This is a genomic window from Sporosarcina sp. P25 (assembly GCF_002743235.1).
GTDB lineage: Bacteria > Bacillota > Bacilli > Bacillales_A > Planococcaceae > Sporosarcina > Sporosarcina ureae_B.
In genome coordinates, this window is the sequence record NZ_PDYV01000001.1 from 301,965 (window position 1) to 320,791 (window position 18,827).

An 18,827-nucleotide genomic window follows, 5' to 3' on the forward strand; every position below is an offset into this window, starting at 1 on the left:
TTTTCAAGATGGTGTTAATAACGATATGGAATGATAAGAGAGTTTACAACGTAATAACGCCCATAGCCATTGCAATGAGGAATAATACGATACTGAACCCCCACATGATAAGGAATGAGTAGCGGATATGCTTGCCCATCTCTAAACCTGCAAGTCCCAATGCCAGCCAAAGTGCAGGCGAGAAAGGACTAACGAATGTTCCTATAATATTTCCTACGATTAATGCGTACGCAATGGAAATCGATGGAACGCCGAAGCCGGAGACAACTTGCTCTACAATCGGTAGTAATGCGAAGTAATACGCATCCGTACTAAGCAATAGATCGAACGGAACACCGAAAAGGCCGATGATGATGTGCAAATACGGTACGATGATTGCCGGTAACACTTTCACTAAATCGGTCGCTATCGAATCTAGCATATTGGTACCATTCAGGATACCGAGGAATGAACCGGCTGCTAGAATGATTGCAGCCATTAGTAGAGCATTCGGTGCGTGTGTCTTAATACGGTCCATCTGTTCATTCACAGTGCGATAGTTTAACGGAAGCGCGATACTGAATCCGACCATGAAGATAAAGCCTGCCGGCACTTTTCCCCAAACGAGTAAGCCGATCACGCTTACGGCAATCATCACGTTAATCCATAACATGTTTGGTCGAAGGAGGGAAATGCCTTTAGATTCTTCTTTTTGCTCTTCCTCTTCTCCGAGTTCATCTAGTTCGTCTTCAAAAAATCCACTGGCTACTTTCTTAGCGATGACTCGCTTTTCACGTAATCCGAGTATGAAAGCAACTACGATTAATAGGAGAAGGCCAATGATTTGGATTTTGATAAGTGGACGCCATAATTCTGTAACGTCGACACCAAGTACAGCGGCTGCCCGCCCAAGTGGGCCTCCCCATGGAACCATGTTGACGATACTTGCTGAGATGCCGACAAGCAGTAGCAGTAAGTAAGGACTCATTTTCAACCTTTTATAGAGCGGTAAAAGCGCAGGGATTGTAATGAGGAATGTGGAAGCGCCTGAGCCATCTAACTGTGCAATAGCTGCGATTACCACTGTCGCCATGGCAACAGCAATTACATTTCCTCGTGAAATTTTAATCATAGTATTAATTAGCGGGTCGAATACGCCGGCATCTTGCATAATGCCAAAGAACAAAATCGCAAAGATGAACATAATGACAACGCTAATAACAGATTCAATTCCGCTGTTGAAAAACTCTCCGATTTCTATGAAGTTGAATCCAGCAAAGAATGCACCGAAGATGGGAACTATAACCAGACCGACAATTGGTGTGATCCGGCCACTGATCAATAATGCGACGATAATAAAGATCGTCAGAATTCCAATAATACTTAACATAGCGATTTTCCTCCAATAGATAAAATGGTGAAAGAGGTATGTAAGCGGATACATACAAAGGTATCTGAATAATCCCTCTTAAGCTGTCCATAATGTACCATGAGAAAAAGTCGCTAAAAAGCTTGTTTACATAAGAAGGATATATTTCATATTACGTATTTTGTTCATTTTGTTCACGGGCAAGTATTTAAAGTTTTCTATATGTCCTTTCAGGTCTACCGACATCTCCATAATGTAGTTGCGCTCCTACTATTTCAACCGATACGAGGTACTCCAGATATCGACGTGCAGTAGAACGACTGACACCCGCTGCTTCACCTACTTGAACAGCAGTTATTCCTTCTGCTGGACTTTGAAGTAAAACATTTTCTATACGTTCAAGTGTCAGACGGTCGATCCCTTTTGGCAATACGTTAGAAGTAGGATCCTGCCGCATTTCAGTACCAAATAATACGCGGTCAAGATCTTCTTGAGAGAGTTCATTTTTGGATGATAGCAATACTTTTCTAGAACGGTATCGTCTAAATGTTTCTGCAAACCTCACAGGCTCAACAGGCTTGATTAAATAATCCAACACCCCTCCGTGGAGTGCTTCCTCTACTATTTTCGTCTCTTTAGCAGCTGTTAGCAACATAATATCGATTGTGGGGAATTCACTTCGTAGATGCCAAAATAAATCGAGTCCTGGACTGTCGGGTATGTAAACATCCAATAAAATCAGATTGGGTAGGGCTTCAGCCTGTCGCAAAAAGGCGATGGTCTCTGAGGCAGTTCTCGTTTCTGTCACGACCTTATAGCCGGCAATCTGTTCGATTAGTTGGCGGTTAATCTCTGCCACTCGAAAATCATCTTCCACAATTATGACTTGTATAGTACTGATCACGGGGAAATCTCTCCTTTATTTATCTTTTGGTAATGAGACGACAAAATATGTACCACCCAGTTCACTCGGTTCAATGGACAGCTGGCCATTCGCTGCTTCAATAGCATTCTTTGTTAAAGCCAAGCCAAAACCTCTACCTGCTCCATCTTTTGTAGAGAAACCGCGGGATAAGACATTATCAAGTGAAGCTTCATCGATTCCCGGACCTGCATCATCAATTTCAAACAGCAGATCTTGTCCGATATCAGTAAAAGAAATCGATATGTCCCGGGAAATGGCGCGTTCGTCATAAACTGCGTCAAATGCGTTGTCAAGAAGATTTCCGATAGCTGTCAGCAGTGCTTGGCGGTTTAAGTCGGATAGTATGGAATGTAATTGGCTGTCGGGCTGGACGGATACATTAATTTGCAATTCACTCGCTTGACTTAGCTTTCCAACAAGTAGCCCACTAATATATGGATCATCTATATTATCAAGAAGTGTGTTTGTCCAGTGTTGCTGGATGTTTGTTTCTTCTTGGATGAAATCGAGCACATCATCTTTCTTGTTCAGCTGCGTCAGTCCCATGATCGTATATAATTTATTTGAGAATTCATGTGTCTGAGAGCGAAGAGCGTTAGCATATTGTTGGATATGTGCCAGTCTTTTCGTCAAATTCTCAATCTCGGTTTTATTCCGGAAAGTGGCGACTGCACCGAGCAATTCATGCTCGTAGAAAATCGGTGCACTATTTACATAAACGATATGATTGTTGAAAAGCCTTTCCTGATCGAAGACTGATTTGCCGTGCTCTAGCACATAGGGTAAATCAGAATTCGGGAAGCACTCTTGTATAGGTTTACCGATCCAATCGTCCGCTTGCTGTTCACCACCTGTCAATAGTTTTAATGCGGTGGAGTTGATCATCGTAATGAGGCCATCCTTATTGGTAGCAATAATACCTTCATGAATAGAGTGCAAAATGGTTTCTTTTTGAAAGAGTAAATGTGATATTTCTTCAGGCTCCAATCCAAACAACACTTTTTTGATATAGTTCGCGATCAGCACTGCACCGATGATGGCGGCTGTGCAAATACCAAGAAGGACCAACCAGATTTCCTGGCTATATTCCCAAATGATTGATTCGATAGAGCCTACCAAGAAACCTACAGAGACGACACCAACAATTTCTCCATCTAAGTAGACCGGAGCTTTTGCACGAAGTGAGCTTCCTAATGATCCAATTGATTTAGAAATATAGGATTCTCCGTTACTTAACGCACGTTCATTATCTTCACCGATCATCTTGTTGCCGATTCGGTCAGGACTCGGATGGGCATAGCGGATTTCTTGTTGATTACCAACAACGATAAACTCGGCGTCTGTCTGTGCTTGGATTTTCTGCACGATAGGCTGGATAATAGCGGAAGGGTCATTCGAATCAAAGGCCTGAGAAATCTCTGGTATCACGGCTACACTTTTTGCTACACTGAGAGCCCTTTTACCAATTTGAGTTTCTAATGTGTCCGTGACGAAGAAACTCATGAATCCGCCAATCAATAGAATAATTGCGACAGAAAGCGCACCGATTAAGCCGATCATTTTCAAATGGAGATTGATAAAAGGTCTGTCATTCGTTCGATGAATGAATAAATCTTCTCTACGTATACGGATCATGTCGAACCTCCGATAAACATGTTAGTAAATATAGAATACCATGCGATGCATAATATTAAATGGTATTATCGTTTAAAAAGTGGAAGAGTACAGTGGAAGGGAGGAGTATAGAGTGGAGGTTCATATAGTTACTCAATTCTACGCATAAAGCTAGTTCTATTATTTATTTTAGTAGACATGGATCGCTTCTTGATCATAAAATCGGTTATCGTCAAGCGGATCTACACGCTTATGTACCTACTTCGGATATGACCGTTACGCAATAGGATGTGAAAGGTACATAAGCGATTATGACCCAGCGAATCGAAGGACTGTCTTTTTAGAGCGCGTTTACATGAATCATCTGTAAATGACCAGGTAACACTGTAATCTGTTGTGCAGTATCTTCGTAGATTTCCCCGTCCATGTCTACTTTCTTCTCAACAGGTTGCACAATGGCCAATTCTTTTATTTGAATATATTCGAGTTCAGATAATTGCTTATTTTCCACAGCAGGATCTTGTAATGCAAATAGTTCTTTGAAAGCAGCTAAGTTGGAATCACGCACGATCAAAATGTCTAATTTTCCATCAACAGGTGATAGGGAAGCGATGGGAAGTTCAGTTGTACCAATAAAGCGTCCATTTAGTACGAACAGTAAAATAGCCTCTCCTTCTAATATCTCGTCAGTAGATTGCACTTTATAATGAAATGATTCAGTTTGATTCAACGTACGTAAAGTACTGAGCACATAACTAATCGAACCAAAGCGCTTCTTTTCTTTTGGTTTTATATTTTCGGATGTATCGGTTACTAGTCCAATTCCCCAAAAATTCATAAAGTAGTGCTCGCCCACTTTTCCTATATCGGTTTTGATAATAGAGCCGTTGAGTAAAGAAATGGCTGCTTCATTCAGAGTTTGTGGAATACCTAATGACCGACTGAAATCGTTTGATGTACCGCCAGGCAATATAGCTATGACCGGACGTATGGCGAGTGGCGCGATACTATTCATGCATGTGTGTATAGTGCCGTCACCTCCAAGAATAATGAGTAAGTCTACTTGACTGCTATATTTTACACAAGCTTGCTGAAGTTCATCTTTGGAAGCTGTATTCAGCACGATGAGCTCATCTACTGCTTGCGCGAATATGTGAAGTGTTTCAGAGAGCTTCTGTTCCGTGTCTTCCTCTCCAGCAGAACGGTTATATACAAACAATGCCCGCTTGAAATGAAGCATATTCTTCACTTCCTTTTTTAGTTTATTATTCCCGATAACGTGATGTAGAAACCAGAAGAGTTATAAAAAAGCTAGAAATAATAGACGAGATGATGTAAAAGTGAATAGGTTATTTTATTCGAGTGGTAGGGAATGGTAAGGACAAAGGAGTGAATAAATATGGAAATCTATACAGTTGGGCATTCCACACATACTAAAGAACAGTTTTTGAAGTTATTGGATGATGCGGATATTGAAAAGTTAGTAGATGTTCGTGCATTTCCGGGTAGTCGTAAATTCCCATATTTTCATGAAGATCGAATGAAAGAATGGTTGCCAGCACATGATATTGCCTACCGACATTGTGGCAAATTAGGAGGACGTAGGAGGAAATCCAAAACTATTGATAATGCAGTCAATAAAGGATGGAATAATCAATCCTTCCATAACTACGCGGATTACACGTTGACGCCCGAGTTCGAAGAGGGGATCGCTGAATTGATGAAGGAAGCATCACGACAACGAATTGCGATATGCTGTTCCGAACGCCATCCCGCAAGATGCCATCGCTTGTTGATTAGTAATTGGCTCGCAACACATGGTTGGAATGTAAAACACATTATTGATGGACCTAAAGAAAAGACTTTAATTGAAGATCATGAAGTAGGGAAGTGGGGCGCTGAACCTATTGTTTTGGATAACGGAGAGTTGACATATCCTCCTGAGCTAAATTAAGACGAATAAAATAAGTGCCCTTTTATAATAGGGCACTTATTTTATTCATATAAAGTTTTATCATGTGATCCGTCAGCATGAAAGACATTTAATATACCTTCATGTTCGTTTACATACTTTTTCGCCTTTTCAAGTAATGCGGACTTGGTATCTTCTTTAAACAGTACATGATCACTTCCGGTTTTTCTGAAAATCCATTCGTCCTCTCGCGGTTTTACTTCATAGTGAGGACGACTTTCACTTTTGCCATTTACATACTCATGTGCTTGTGCAGTTGCAATGGCAATAGCGCGCTCGTCGGAATAATTTTCACGCAACAAAGCATTGGCTATTTCGATTGCTTTATTGCGTACTGAAGGGTCCAAATTTTTTAACGAAGCAGGATAATCATTTTTACTCCATGGCATATGACATCACCTCCTAATTCACAAATTCCCGTTTTTAATGAATATAAACGGTCTTTCGAATTCTCCTTGAACTTCATCCCGCACTTTGAATCGAATAAAGTCGAATATCATCTAATTATCATTTTATTTGAAATTATTTGATTACTAGTTAAATAACTGATAATCTATAGACGTTCATATGAACTTAGCGAATGAGTTTTATGGTGAGAGTAGCTTTTTTCGTTTTTGATCTCACTAGGGGAACCTTATGAAGACAAATACAAACTGAAGGAGTGAATGCATTGTCTCTATCTGTGCAGCAACTATTGGAAAGCAAAGGGATTCAAGCTAAGCCAGAACATCTGGAAATCCTAGAAAGTCGCTGGAATGGAATGCAAAAGTTAAGAGGTACACTAGAGAATGTGAAAATCGAGGATGCCGATATCGGGCTTCGAAATATTCCTGGAGGTGATCATATTGGCTAAAGATTTGATTCAGAAATCAGTTGAGGAATTGGCACCGCTTTTAGAAAGTGGATCACTTTCACCAGTTGAGCTAACGAAGGCAGTGCTTGATCATGCGGAAGAAACGCAGGATACGATTAATGCCTATATGACAATTTACCGGGAAGAAGCAGAACAATCGGCACGTGAAGCAGAGAAAGAGATCAAAAATGGAAACTATCGAGGCATGTATCACGGAATTCCGATGGCCTTGAAAGATAATTTATACTTTAAAGGTAAAGTGACGACGATGTCATCTAAAATTCATAAGGATTTCATTCCGGAAGACGATGCGACTGTAGTCAGTAAGTTAAGAGACGCAGGTGTGATCTTTACCGGTAAACTAAGCATGCATGAATATGCTTGGGGAATCACGAACAATAACCCCCATTACGGACCTGTCAGAAATCCTTGGGATACCGATAGAATTCCTGGCGGTTCGAGCGGTGGTTCAGGAGCCGCTGTAGCGATCGGTTCAAGTGTTGCGTCACTTGGAACTGACACGGCCGGATCCATCCGAATTCCGTCATCGATTTGCGGTATCGTCGGATTGAAGCCGACCCATGGGCGAGTCAGTAAATATGGATGCTATCCATTGGCGTGGTCACTCGATCATATCGGACCGATGACTAAAACGATTAAAGACGCAGCGGGAATGATGGACATTATTTCAGGGTACGACAAAAAGGATCCAACTTCTATCAATACCCCCGTAGGTCAACATTTGGAGAGAATAAAGGGGGATGTCAACGGTTTAGTTATTGGCGTTAATGAAGAATATTTCTTTAATGAAGTAGACAACGACGTAGATCAAGTGGTGCGTGGAAATATAAAAGCGTTGACCGATCAAGGCGCGCGAGTAGAAGTGGTCAAGATTCCAACTCTAAAATATGCAGAGTGGGCAGAGCTGATCACATCACTTTCAGAAGCGTCTACCATTCATCACGAAGACATGTTAAAGCGTCCGCAAGATTTCGGTGATGATATTCGCATGCTGTTCGAACTAGGAGAACTACCATCTGCTGTCGATTATCTGCAAGCACAGCAAGTACGTCGTCAATTGAAGCAAGAATTCCATGAAATATTCCAAAAGGTCGATGTATTGATTGCGCCGACTCTGCCAGTAGTGGCTAGTAAAATTGGTGATGATACTGTGGAACTAAATGGCAATCAAGTGGATTTGATTGACAACATTATACGCTTTACAGGACCTAGTAACTTAACAGGTAACCCTGCATTGTCTGTGCCGGGTGGTTTCAAGGGAGACCTTCCTGTAGGTGTGCAAATTATTGGACCTGCTTTTTCGGAAGCTTTATTGCTTGATGTTGGTTATGCAATTGAACAGACAAACCCTATGAAAAACAGAAAACCCGCTTTACTGACAAGAGCATGAAATGAAAAAAACTCCGCGGTCAACCCATGGCCACGGAGTTTTTGGTATGTACTCGCTCTTCGACGAAGCGGTACAGACTATTCGACTTTACTTCTTCACTATCACAAACCCAGCTGCACCAAACTTCAACCCAAATCCGTTTGGACATTTGCTGTTACTACTAGTATAACCTAACAAAACCGTCATAAACGCAAATCATCAAACTGTGAAGAATGTCATGTTACTGTAGTGTTTGGCATCAAATTGAGATAAATTACATGAACCTTACATGAGCCTTTCAATACAATATAATATGCTGAATGTTCAGACTATATACACACAAGTCAGAATACTCAACTACATTAATTTCGAGATAAACATTGTAGCAATTCCAAAATAAATTAGTAACGACAGAATGTCATTGATTGTAGTAATTAAAGGACCAGAAGCTACAGCTGGATCTACTTTAAATTTATTGAGAATCAAAGGAATAACCGTTCCTGCAATTGTTCCGATAATTAGTGTAGCCACCAAAGACGAACCTACTACTAATCCTAGTGTAAAACTGCCTTGCCATACATACGCAATCACAGCGATTGCGGCACCGCAAACGGCACCTAATATAATGCCGACAATTAATTCGCGAAAGATTAAATGCAAGGACTTTTTCATATTCAAATCTTCAGACACTAGACCACGCACAACGACTGCTAAAGATTGAGTTCCTGTATTTCCGGTCATTCCAGCAATCATCGGCATAAAGAAAGCGAGAGCGACAACGGCTTCCAATGTTTCTTCAAATTTGGAAATGATGCTTCCTGAAACGAGTCCGATAAATAATAAAAGAATGAGCCAAGGTAGTCTGCGATAGGCTGCTACAAGAGGTTTTGTCTGGAAGTCGATGGATTTACCTGAAGCAAAAAGCATTTCAATATCTTTATTTGCTTCTCTAACGACTAGATCTAGTACTTCATCGGCGCGTATAATTCCTACTAAGATATTCTCTTCGTTGACAACAGGTAGAGAGACGAAATCAAATCGTCCAATCATTTTGGCTACATCGCCTTGATCAGTTGTGTCGAAAACTTTGGCGAGACCGGTTTCCATTATTTCCGTTACGTTTCTATCTGGCTTGGCGAGCAATAGATCGCGGTAAGATAGTACACCGATTAATTGCTTGTCATCATTGATGATATAGACGTAATTTAAGTAATGAGCAAACGCTTCATAATGTTTGAGCTTTTCAATCGTTTTCTCGACGGTGTATGACTGATGAATCCATACATAACGTGTCGTCATAATACGTCCGGCAGAATCTTTCGGATATTTTCGACGCTGTCGGATATTCTTTTTTTCTTCGTGACGCAATTCCGCTATGAGTTTCTCCACTTGTCTATCTGAAAGATCAGCCAAAAGATAGGTTAGATCTTCACCTTTCATTTCTTCCAGTAGTTCAGTGGAACGAACGGGTCCTACTAAATCTAATGCCCGCAATTGTTCATTTTTTGAAAGAAAGCCTAGCATGTGTACGAATGTATCTTTGTCTAGTACTTCCAAAAATGTAGTATGGCGTTTTAACGGCAATCGTTTATATTGATCAGCTACTTCCGCGGGTTCTAGTTCACCAATAGCTTTTTTCAAGGATTCCAGATTACCATCTTTAATGAGTTGTATAATCGCTCGTGAAACATCATCTTGATTCCGGTTCACTGGCATGTAACGCACCTCTCTTATCTTTAAATAGTTACGGTCATTCAATCATTCCCCTATATAAAAGGAAAGAAACCATAAGACACAATTTAAAGTCATTTTAGCCAATAAAAAAAGCCTCCATGGAAACTCTTTTGATTTTCTTTAGAAAGTCTTTGTCAGCTGGAATTGAATCGAAACATCGACTCTGTTCTAAATCTCCTAGAACATGCTTTTTGCTATTTTTAAAACTACCCCTTTCTATCTACTTACAACTTGGAAATGTATGAAATCGATGAATCATATTGTGTGTTTATAGGTCTTAACACCTTAATTATCATACAATTCCAACCGAAAACCCGTCATTTGTAACATATCAATTATCGATGTCACGGCATTGTTTCACGTTTGTAATCTTTTTGTAATATAGTCTTGGTAAGCTAAAGCTATCAAATCGTTAGGGGTGGCATATTGAAGAAGTTAGTATTTGCATTTACAGTAGCCATGTTCATTACAATATTCACGAGCGGAATGAACGAAACGTCTGCTGCAGCATCAGTTCATACAGTTAAAAAAGGTGACACACTATATAAAATATCTCAACAACATAAAGTGTCTGTTTCGAACATCAAGCAATGGAATAACTTGAAATCAACAGTTATTTATCCAAATCAAAAACTACGTTTAGTGAAGTCTTCTAAAGTGGCTGCTAGTACTCCGAAGAAACAAAACACGCCTTCCCGTTCAAATGGAGCAAGTGTTTCTAAAGAACTTATGGTAAGTGCAACTGCATATACAGCACATTGTAATGGCTGTTCAGGTGTTACTAGAACAGGATTGAACTTACGCAAAAATCCTAACTTGAAAGTAATTGCAGTAGATCCGCGAGTTATCAAATTAGGAACAAAAGTTCACGTTGAAGGCTACGGATACGCTATCGCTGGAGATACTGGCGGAGCGATCAAAGGGAATAAAATCGACGTATTCATTCCAAGTAAATCACGTGCTTACCAATGGGGACGTAAAAATGTAAAAGTGAAAGTACTGAACTAAGACGTTAAAAGCTCACACAGCATAACTGCTGAGTGAGCTTTTTTGAATACTGAGTATCATCATCTATGTTAAATAAAGGAGACGACTTGGTTTTTTCCATTCCTTTTTGCTTGGTAAAGAGCGAGATCCGCTAAATGAAATAAATCATTGAAGCCTTGCATACTACGCATTTTATTGTCACTCAGTCCTGTGCTGATAGTTATTGGAATGGGGATCATATCTGAAGTGGTTGACATAGACTCAATTTTTTTAGCGAGTAAAGTTGCCTTTCTTTTTGCATCTACCAAGGAAATATCTTGCATCACTAAAACAAATTCATCACCACCGAAACGAGCAAGTACGTCCTCTTTTCTAATTTCATTTATAGAAGTATGAGCCACGAATTTAATCGCTTCATCGCCGATTAGATGGCCATATGTGTCATTAATAGTTTTTAAATTATCGATATCATAGACCATGCACACAACGGATTTTTTAGTTAGGGTTGCGTCGGCCAACCATAGATTAGTCGTTTCTTCCAAATATTTTCGGTTGTAGACACCTGTTAAGTAATCCAAGTTTTCACTGGTCTTAACAGAAGAACTTTGCAAACGTATTTGCAATTCGTACGCTGCTTTTACCCAGCAACTGTCTTCGATTTCATGCAATAAATCGATGTATTCTTTCTGGATGATTGCTAATTCATCAAAACTACAAAGTTTTTCAGCCAACGCAATGCGTTTTTGCTGAATTTCTTTTAGGAGAGTGTAATCTCTCCATTTTTCTTCTTGTTCTTTCGCTATGGTATAAAAATGGAAAGCTTTTTTAGAATCACCTATGAAATCATAAAATCTACCTTTAAAAATTTCGAGAATTGCTATTTCACGAGGATGATTGTGTATAGTAGGTAGTTGGCTTAAATACTTTAGGCTAGTCATCGCGCAATTGGAGCTTTGTAAATTGATAGCGGATTCAATTGCGTATAAATGTGCTCGAATCAGTAAAATTTCTCTGTCTACATCTTTCATCTCTGCGTTAGAAATGGCCAACTGGGCAAACTTCAAAGCTTGCTCGTATTGTTCTATTTTATTGTGTAGATGACTTAGTTGACTGTATGCCCTGCTGATATACGAATAGTCTTCAATTTCCAGCGCGATGGATAGCATATCTTCTAGTAATTTTTGTCCTCTAGTATAATCTAATGCAAATGAGCTGACGAAGTATTGCAAATAATAAGAGCGCATCCAATCGGACTTTTCGCCATATGAAATACATTGTGAATGATGCTCTTCTATATGGAAAAGAACTTTTTTGAAATTTCCAACGTAGTAATAGGAGATAGCGCACATGTAATGAGCCGATAGAACGGCTTCTCTATTTGAAAACAACATACCTTTCCTTAATAAATCTTCCGCATGTCTAATGACTAGATCATGGCGTCCATCATTTATCACTTCGTTAATTTTACGTTCCACAGCATTTATCTCATTTTCCCCTGACATAGTTTCTCTCCTCCATAATGGGAAGTATCAATTTTTTACTAGTATATTCATTCCTTTTCATGTTTGGAATACATTACCATTATATCATTTTAGAAATAAATAGATATAATCAAATAGGCCATTTTAATGAGTGATTTCATTTTTTTATACTGGTATTTAGTTATTTATACCCCGGTATATAAAAGTATAAACGTCCTACTCCAAAGTTATGAAGTAAGACGTTGAATTATACATTATTCATTTCTTATTTTAATTGGATTTGTTTGAATAAAGAAATGAAGTGTTCCGGCTCCTCTTCAATTTCAAACGTAAAAACTCCTTCATTGGTATGCAGGTAAAATAATCCCGTTTGTCCTGAGAAAGGGCGGTAGGATAAATCAAAAACGTGTTGCAAGGGGAAAGTTCGCTGGGATGTTGTAATCCGATCTTGGAATAAACAAATTGTGTGGGTGGACTTTTGAAATGTTTGTTCTAAGTGGTCCACGACTCGTTGGATGGAAATATACCTAAGCGAAAGAATTAACTGATCATCTGAGTTATTCATTAATTAACCTCCTGTTTCGCCCATATCATAACATGGAGTATTATGCTCATAAAAATGTTAGGAATACTAAAAACTAAAATAAATCTATAGGACTACTTTTTACGTAAGTGAATTGCTAAACGAATTATAGCCAATAGAAAAAGAAATGTTACGGCGCCAGCTGTGTCTAAATAAACGTCTTGCATTGTTGCTGTACGGCCTCCTGTGAAGTATTGGTGCAATTCATCAGCGCATGCGAGTAGAAAAGTAAATAGAGCCGCCAACAATATGCGTCCCTTACTTTTAGGTAATAGCCAGTAAATTACTAACGCTAAAAATCCAAATGTAAAGAAATGTGCAGCTTTTCTTATTAGAAATTCTACAAAGTGATAATATCCACGTTCTTCAATAGAGATTGTTCTATTCCAATAGTTGAACTCCCATGTCGACAGAGTATCTTTCCCAGGTTCTCCAGGTAGCAATTCTTGTAATGTGGAGACAAGTGATTGCTGTTCGTATGTCTGACTGGACGAGATCGACAGTCCGACTAAAATGCTAATGAGTATGAGAAGTGCAAGTAATTTTTTCATATGGGGATTGTATCATAAAAAGTATCTTTATGATGTAAGCAAACTATATTTTTATTTGACTTTACTTAGTTACAATCTTGTTACCTGAATGTAATATGCCAGTTGTATAGTACATTCAGATTGGTAGTTCATAATTTATGCTGGCTATCCTACATTTTCCATTACCAACCGTGGGAAAGTATGTTAATATTAATTGGAGTAGCTAGTAATCACTTTTTTCTTTTATATTCTTAATTCTTTTAATAGTCTTTTGGATTATTTAATAAGAAAGAGGGTATTAGAGTAAGAGAGTGGTTTTTATGCTGCTCTACAACCAACCAGCATTTACGCTTACAAACACACTAGAGGAGGAAATTATTTAATGAAATCTCAAACAAAAAAGAAGTACAGCAAGTATCTAACAGGTGTAGCATCAGCGGCATTAGTAGCATCAGCGGTGGCACCAGTTGTCAGTGCTGCAGACTTCAATGACGTTGCGGACACTAACTCACACAAGGAAGCAATTGATGCACTAGCAGCAACAGGTGTTATCAATGGTTATCCGGACGGTTCATTCAAGCCTAATAAAACTTTAACTCGTTCCGACGTAGTGAAGTTAATGGGAAAATGGCTTGTATCACAAGGTTATTCAATTCCGACAGACTATAAAACTAACCCACGCTTCACAGACTTAACATCGAAGTCTAATGACGAACTGTTGCAATCAGCAGCAATCGTAAAGGATAACGATGTATTTAGAGGATATGAAGATGGGTCATTAGGCGCGGCTGGTTCTATTACCCGTGAAAATATGGCGGTTGTATTAGTTCGTGCGTACGATTCAGTTAACAAAACGAGCCTATTAAAATATGTACAAGAACAAGAATTCGATAGAGATGTTAATGATTTGAACAAAGCGAAAGCTGAAGCACGCACTGCAATCGATGTATTAGACTACTTCGACATTACGAACCCAGCTGCACCAAACTTCAGACCGAAAGAAACAACGACACGTGCACAATTTGCTTCATTCCTATATAAAACTATTCAAGTAGAAGTACCAGGAACTCCAGAAGCTCCAGAAGTATCTGAAATCACTTCTGTTACAGCAACTGGCGAAAAGGAACTTGAATTAGTTGGTAAGAACTTACACATGTTAAAAGCAGAGCAACTAAAAATTGAAGGAAATGAACTGGCTTCATTTAAAGCGAACGAAGACGGTACAAAAGCGACAATCGAATTAAAAAACGAACTGACGTCGGGTAAAGAAATGACTCTTCACTTGACGACAAAAGCAGAAGTTGAAGGCGAAGAAGATGTAGTTACTTCTTATAAGTTCACGTATGAGTTAAAAGTAGAGAAAGTTACAGCTACTACTACTCAAGTAAATGCCAAAGAGGCTGGTCAGAAGTTAACGTTTAACGTTGATGGTAAGCAGGTTGATATGAAGAAATTGACGGATGCTGGTTATAAAGTTGCGTTCCAGTCTACTAATACTGGTGTATTCTCCGATCAGGCGACTGGTACGTTGGAGTCACTCGATGCGGGTACAAAATTCTCTTATAAAGTAATCATTACGGATAAAGATGGAAAAGCTATCGAATCAGAATTAGTAGATGTTAAAGTAGTAGATTTCGCTAATACGGTTTCAGAGATTAGTAAAGTGACAGTTATGCAAGGTGATGTAAAAGTTGAGAGTGGGAAAATCTCACTTGAAGATGGCATAGTTGATGTGAAAGTTGACGAAGCTATTACACTAACTGGAGCAACACAAAAGAATCCAACCGCAACATTCACTTCTTCTAATCCAAGTGTAGCAACAGTCACTTCTGCTGGACAAGTTACACCGATCAGCGCGGGCGAAGTTACGATTGTAGCAAAAGTTGGCGATGTAACAAAAGACATAAAGCTTACAGTAGGTGTTGGTAAGCGTGTGGCAAGCAGTGCTACATTATCATCAACAGAGACTAAGTTGATACAAGGTACTACTCAAGGAACAAATGTAGTAGTTAAAGACCAATATGGTGATTTGTATGCTGGTGATATAACTGTCGAGTCAAAAGACGCTGAGATTGCTACTGTGTCTACAACTCCTTTAAAAGTGACAGAAGGTAAAACTACTGTAAACGTGACAGGAGTAAAAGCTGGTACAACAACTGTCCAAATTAAATCTGGCGATACGGTTCTAGGCAACATTGTAGTTGCTGTATCGGACGATGTAACACCAGCAACTAAAAAGTTGGAAACATCTTCCGCTTCAGATGACTTAACAATTGATGCTATTGCCGGTTCAAAAGATGGCTCTGTAGAATTAGCTTGGAAACAGTACAACAGCCAAGGATTTTACGTAAGTGACGACAAAATTGGAACTGAGTATCAAGTGACTTCATCCAATCCAAATGTGGCAACAGTTACAAAAGATGATGCAACAGGTAAACTAACTGTTGTTGCTAAAGAAGCAGGAACTACGAATATCTTGATTAAACAAGGAGATATTACAAGAGCGACTGCTACGATCACTGTAGTGAACTCAACTCCATCGATTTCTTCAGTAGAGTTTAAAGAAACGAAACCTGTTATCACTTCAGGAAACTTTGAAATGCAAGTAGTAACTGGCGATGGAATTAAATTAACTTCATCAGAAGCTACTCCATTAATGAAAAATGACGGCACTATTTATATGGTAAACGAAGGCGCTGAAATCAAATTAGGTACGATCGCAGCGACCTATTCTGGAGATGCTACAGCTGTTACTGATTTGAAAGTAGACGGCGGAAAGCTTTCTGGGAAAGCTAATGATGGTGCAAAAGGAACTGTTGTAGTAAGCGTGAAGAAAATTGGTCAATCTAGCGCGATTGCTACTAAGCAAATCGAAGTAAACGTTCCTGCAAAGTAATATAATTTCAGGTACACACTAACATTCTAACAAAACTCCAGCCCTATTCCTTGAAGACATTCAAGGAATAGGGCTTTTTACGTTTAGTCAGCTACTTATCAAGGGTACAGGTAAAATACAGACAATCAGAAAGGAGTGGGGCTATGAATTGGTTAGAAGGAATTAATTTCACAACTTCATTGGTAGTGCTCATCGTCTTGGCGATCCCCATCAGTATGGGAATTTTCCTATACTTTTTTGATCGCAGTCAAAAGCAGCATGCGATCTTGCGCAATTACCCGATTTTGGGCAGAGTACGCTATATGTTCGAGAAAGCGGGACCAGAAGTCAGACAATATTTATTCAACGATGATAATAGTGGAAAACCATTTAGCCGGGAAGAATATTTACATATGGTGATGCCGGGGAAGTATTTGAACAGTATCATCGGTTTTGGATCTAAACGAGACTTTCAAGAGCCTGGTCACTATATTCGTAATGCCATGTTCACGAAACAGAATGAAGAAATGCGTGTGGATAATGATAGTCTATTAAACACTATGCGCTATGAGGTGGATACAGACAATTTATTCTCGCGTAAAGAACATCGTGAGGAAATTACAACGTTGCCTTGGTTGTTACCTGAGGAAGATGCAATTGTATTAGGTCCAAATTGTCAGCATCCATTTGTTGTGCGTAGCTTATTAGGTCAGTCCGGGATGAGTTATGGAGCACTCGGAGACCATGCAATTACTGCACTATCTAAAGGTATTGGTATGGCTCAAGGTGCATGGATGAATACAGGCGAGGGTGGTGTATCAGACCATCACTTAGTAGGTGGAGCAGATATCATTGCGCAAATCGGGTCAGGTTTATTCGGCTTCCGAACAGAAGATGGGCAGTTTGATTTGGAAAAAGTAAAAGAGAAAGCAAAAATTCCACAGATTAAGGCATTTGAAATCAAGTTGGCGCAAGGAGCAAAAATGCGTGGGGGACATGTTGAAGGAGAGAAAGTCACAGAGGAGATTGCGGCTATACGAAATGTGAAAGCTTATACATCTATCAACAGTCCAAATCGTTTTAAACAGTTCCACGATTATCCAACTTTATTTTCCTTCATTGAAGATATTCGCCATGCAGGTGGTAAACCGGTTGGTATCAAAATAGTTATTGGAGGGAAGCAAGATGCGGAAGAATTAGCGTCTTATATGTCTGAGACAGGCATGGGTCCTGATTTTATCTCACTTGACGGAGCAGAAGGTGGGTCAGGGGCTACCTATCAAGATTTAGCGGATAGTGTAGGCTTACCCCTTCGTTCGTCACTTATTCTACTTGATGATGCGTTGCGTAAGTTTGAAGTGCGTGATCAAGTGAAAATCATTGCATCAGGGAAAATTATCACACCTGATAAAGCGGCAATTGCATTGGCTTTAGGTGCAGATTTGATTCAAGTGGCACGTGGTTTCATGATTTCAGTAGGATGCATCATGGCAGAGCGATGCCATACGAATACTTGCCCAGCCGGTGTCGCAACAACGGATAAGAGTCTACAACGAGCACTTGTTGTAGAAGAGAAGAAGTTCCGTGTGACCAATTATATTTTGACAATGAGGGAAGGATTGTTCCGTGTAGCTGCAGCGGCAGGACTGGACTCTCCAACCAAGTTTGAACGACATCATGTAGTGTATAAAGACGAGCGTGGAAAAGTCCATTCAATTGAGTAAAAAAACGACCTGATGAATGTTCATCGGGTCGTTTTACTGATTATAGTCTTCTGAAACTATTGAATTTAGATTTCCAGTATGGATTGTTTAGGCTGACAACTTCTGACTTCTTGCCACCTGCATGAACAAATTTATTGTTTCCCACATAGATTCCTACATGCGAAATCCCTTTGCGGTATGTATTGTGGAAGAATACTAGGTCTCCAGGTTTTGGCGATTTAATTTTTGCCGATTGGTTGAATTGTCCAGTTGTCGTTCTAGATACAGACTTACCATTTTTCTTGAATGAATACTGAATGAATCCACTGCAGTCGAATCCTCTAGTGGTAGTCCCACCGAAACGGTATGGGATTCCGCGCAAGTTCATTGCTGTTTTCACAACACCAGATCCGCCACCTTTAGTAGGGGAAGTTGCTGCTACTGCTTTGCCTGTAGATCTCTTTAATAGGGAACTGGAAACATATCCTCTTTTACCATTAACCTTTACTTTATACCATAATTGCTTACCTGCGTATTTTTGGTGTGTCAGTTGAACACGAGTTCCCTTTTTTAATGTAAAGACTCTTTTATGGTTTGTTCCAGCATCTGCTCGAACATTTGCATTATGTACTGTTATGTATGTACCACTCTTCGCTGTAGCTTTACTTGCGGCATCGGCTGTTCCGCCATTGAATCCCATAAACAGAACTGATGTCATCAAAATTGAACATAATAATTTTTTCACGAATGATTCTCCTCCAAAATAATGTTTATCGCTCTCTAGCTGCAAATAATATCTTACACGAGCTATGTAGTGTTAAACATTACGTTC

17 protein-coding genes are annotated in these 18,827 nt (G+C 39.5%); 7 read left to right on the forward strand and 10 right to left on the reverse strand.

Annotated features, from left to right (window positions below; translation table 11 throughout):
• Nucleotides 1-43: 43 nt before the first annotated feature.
• From CSV70_RS01385 to CSV70_RS01400, 4 genes are all read right to left on the reverse strand, one after another.
• Nucleotides 44-1,369 carry a CitMHS family transporter gene (locus CSV70_RS01385; protein ID WP_099629153.1) on the reverse strand — a complete coding sequence of 442 codons (1,326 nt, stop codon included), beginning with the start codon at nt 1,367-1,369 and terminating at the stop codon, nt 44-46.
• Between the two features lie 187 nt (nt 1,370-1,556).
• Nucleotides 1,557-2,252 (reverse strand): response regulator, encoded by a 696-nt coding sequence (locus CSV70_RS01390; RefSeq protein WP_099629152.1) that lies wholly within the window; start codon nt 2,250-2,252, stop codon nt 1,557-1,559.
• Nucleotides 2,253-2,267: 15 nt separating this feature from the next.
• Nucleotides 2,268-3,908, reverse strand: a complete 1,641-nt coding sequence (locus CSV70_RS01395) for an ATP-binding protein (protein WP_099629151.1) — start codon at nt 3,906-3,908, stop codon at nt 2,268-2,270.
• A 319-nt stretch (nt 3,909-4,227) separates the two neighbouring features.
• Nucleotides 4,228-5,127 (reverse strand): diacylglycerol/lipid kinase family protein, encoded by a 900-nt coding sequence (locus CSV70_RS01400; RefSeq protein WP_099629150.1) that lies wholly within the window; start codon nt 5,125-5,127, stop codon nt 4,228-4,230.
• A 159-nt stretch (nt 5,128-5,286) separates the two neighbouring features.
• Here CSV70_RS01400 and CSV70_RS01405 point away from each other — a divergent pair, with 159 nt between their 5' ends.
• Nucleotides 5,287-5,841, forward strand: a complete 555-nt coding sequence (locus CSV70_RS01405; protein ID WP_099629149.1) for a DUF488 domain-containing protein — start codon at nt 5,287-5,289, stop codon at nt 5,839-5,841.
• Nucleotides 5,842-5,882: 41 nt separating this feature from the next.
• Here the strand turns inward: CSV70_RS01405 and CSV70_RS01410 are convergent, their stop codons facing one another.
• Entirely contained in the window at nt 5,883-6,248 is a 366-nt protein-coding gene (locus CSV70_RS01410) for a DUF2188 domain-containing protein (RefSeq protein WP_099629148.1), read from the reverse strand.
• A gap of 272 nt (nt 6,249-6,520) precedes the next feature.
• On the opposite strand from CSV70_RS01410, the gene CSV70_RS01415 reads away from it, so the two are divergent.
• The 3 genes from CSV70_RS01415 to CSV70_RS16400 are packed head-to-tail and all read left to right on the forward strand — an operon-like array spanning nt 6,521 to nt 8,292.
• Nucleotides 6,521-6,712: a hypothetical protein gene (locus tag CSV70_RS01415; RefSeq protein ID WP_232319157.1), complete on the forward strand. Its 192-nt coding sequence runs from the start codon at nt 6,521-6,523 to the stop codon at nt 6,710-6,712.
• Complete coding sequence (locus tag CSV70_RS01420) at nt 6,705-8,123, forward strand: amidase (RefSeq protein ID WP_099627740.1); 1,419 nt, start codon at nt 6,705-6,707, stop codon at nt 8,121-8,123. Before CSV70_RS01415 ends, CSV70_RS01420 begins: the two co-directional genes overlap by 8 nt.
• A 1-nt stretch (nt 8,124) precedes the next feature.
• Entirely contained in the window at nt 8,125-8,292 is a 168-nt protein-coding gene (locus CSV70_RS16400; RefSeq protein ID WP_157111265.1) for a hypothetical protein, read from the forward strand.
• 167 nt (nt 8,293-8,459) lie between these two features.
• Here the strand turns inward: CSV70_RS16400 and mgtE are convergent, their stop codons facing one another.
• Nucleotides 8,460-9,818, reverse strand: coding sequence for a magnesium transporter (mgtE, locus tag CSV70_RS01425; RefSeq protein WP_099629147.1), 1,359 nt, complete (start codon nt 9,816-9,818; stop codon nt 8,460-8,462).
• Nucleotides 9,819-10,262: 444 nt separating this feature from the next.
• On the opposite strand from mgtE, the gene CSV70_RS01430 reads away from it, so the two are divergent.
• Nucleotides 10,263-10,844 (forward strand): 3D domain-containing protein, encoded by a 582-nt coding sequence (locus tag CSV70_RS01430; protein WP_085132912.1) that lies wholly within the window; start codon nt 10,263-10,265, stop codon nt 10,842-10,844.
• Between the two features lie 68 nt (nt 10,845-10,912).
• Here CSV70_RS01430 and CSV70_RS01435 read toward each other — a convergent pair whose 3' ends face one another.
• From CSV70_RS01435 to CSV70_RS01445, 3 genes are all read right to left on the reverse strand, one after another.
• A complete protein-coding gene (locus CSV70_RS01435; RefSeq protein WP_099629146.1) occupies nt 10,913-12,325 on the reverse strand; it encodes a GGDEF domain-containing protein in 1,413 nt (470 codons plus the stop codon).
• A gap of 244 nt (nt 12,326-12,569) precedes the next feature.
• Nucleotides 12,570-12,869: a hypothetical protein gene (locus CSV70_RS01440; protein WP_099629145.1), complete on the reverse strand. Its 300-nt coding sequence runs from the start codon at nt 12,867-12,869 to the stop codon at nt 12,570-12,572.
• Between the two features lie 92 nt (nt 12,870-12,961).
• Entirely contained in the window at nt 12,962-13,438 is a 477-nt protein-coding gene (locus CSV70_RS01445; RefSeq protein WP_099629144.1) for a VanZ family protein, read from the reverse strand.
• Nucleotides 13,439-13,799: 361 nt separating this feature from the next.
• Here CSV70_RS01445 and CSV70_RS16405 point away from each other — a divergent pair, with 361 nt between their 5' ends.
• Nucleotides 13,800-16,313 (forward strand): S-layer homology domain-containing protein, encoded by a 2,514-nt coding sequence (locus CSV70_RS16405; protein ID WP_099629143.1) that lies wholly within the window; start codon nt 13,800-13,802, stop codon nt 16,311-16,313.
• 143 nt (nt 16,314-16,456) lie between these two features.
• Nucleotides 16,457-18,016 carry an FMN-binding glutamate synthase family protein gene (locus CSV70_RS01455; RefSeq protein WP_085132917.1) on the forward strand — a complete coding sequence of 520 codons (1,560 nt, stop codon included), beginning with the start codon at nt 16,457-16,459 and terminating at the stop codon, nt 18,014-18,016.
• 40 nt (nt 18,017-18,056) lie between these two features.
• Here the strand turns inward: CSV70_RS01455 and CSV70_RS01460 are convergent, their stop codons facing one another.
• Nucleotides 18,057-18,740, reverse strand: a complete 684-nt coding sequence (locus CSV70_RS01460) for a C40 family peptidase (protein WP_233191735.1) — start codon at nt 18,738-18,740, stop codon at nt 18,057-18,059.
• Nucleotides 18,741-18,827: the final 87 nt, after the last annotated feature.

What these genes read in the sequence shown, in the direction of transcription:
- CSV70_RS01385 (WP_099629153.1), bottom strand. Translation starts at nt 1,369, where the DNA reads ATGTTAAGTATTATTGGAATTCTGACGATCTTTATTATCGTCGCATTA.
- CSV70_RS01395 (WP_099629151.1), bottom strand. Translation starts at nt 3,908, where the DNA reads ATGATCCGTATACGTAGAGAAGATTTATTCATTCATCGAACGAATGAC.
- CSV70_RS01400 (WP_099629150.1), bottom strand. Translation starts at nt 5,127, where the DNA reads ATGCTTCATTTCAAGCGGGCATTGTTTGTATATAACCGTTCTGCTGGA.
- CSV70_RS01405 (WP_099629149.1), top strand. Translation starts at nt 5,287, where the DNA reads ATGGAAATCTATACAGTTGGGCATTCCACACATACTAAAGAACAGTTT.
- CSV70_RS01410 (WP_099629148.1), bottom strand. Translation starts at nt 6,248, where the DNA reads ATGCCATGGAGTAAAAATGATTATCCTGCTTCGTTAAAAAATTTGGAC.
- CSV70_RS16400 (WP_157111265.1), top strand. Translation starts at nt 8,125, where the DNA reads ATGAAAAAAACTCCGCGGTCAACCCATGGCCACGGAGTTTTTGGTATG.
- mgtE (WP_099629147.1), bottom strand. Translation starts at nt 9,818, where the DNA reads ATGCCAGTGAACCGGAATCAAGATGATGTTTCACGAGCGATTATACAA.
- CSV70_RS01435 (WP_099629146.1), bottom strand. Translation starts at nt 12,325, where the DNA reads ATGTCAGGGGAAAATGAGATAAATGCTGTGGAACGTAAAATTAACGAA.
- CSV70_RS01440 (WP_099629145.1), bottom strand. Translation starts at nt 12,869, where the DNA reads ATGAATAACTCAGATGATCAGTTAATTCTTTCGCTTAGGTATATTTCC.
- CSV70_RS01445 (WP_099629144.1), bottom strand. Translation starts at nt 13,438, where the DNA reads ATGAAAAAATTACTTGCACTTCTCATACTCATTAGCATTTTAGTCGGA.
- CSV70_RS16405 (WP_099629143.1), top strand. Translation starts at nt 13,800, where the DNA reads ATGAAATCTCAAACAAAAAAGAAGTACAGCAAGTATCTAACAGGTGTA.
- CSV70_RS01455 (WP_085132917.1), top strand. Translation starts at nt 16,457, where the DNA reads ATGAATTGGTTAGAAGGAATTAATTTCACAACTTCATTGGTAGTGCTC.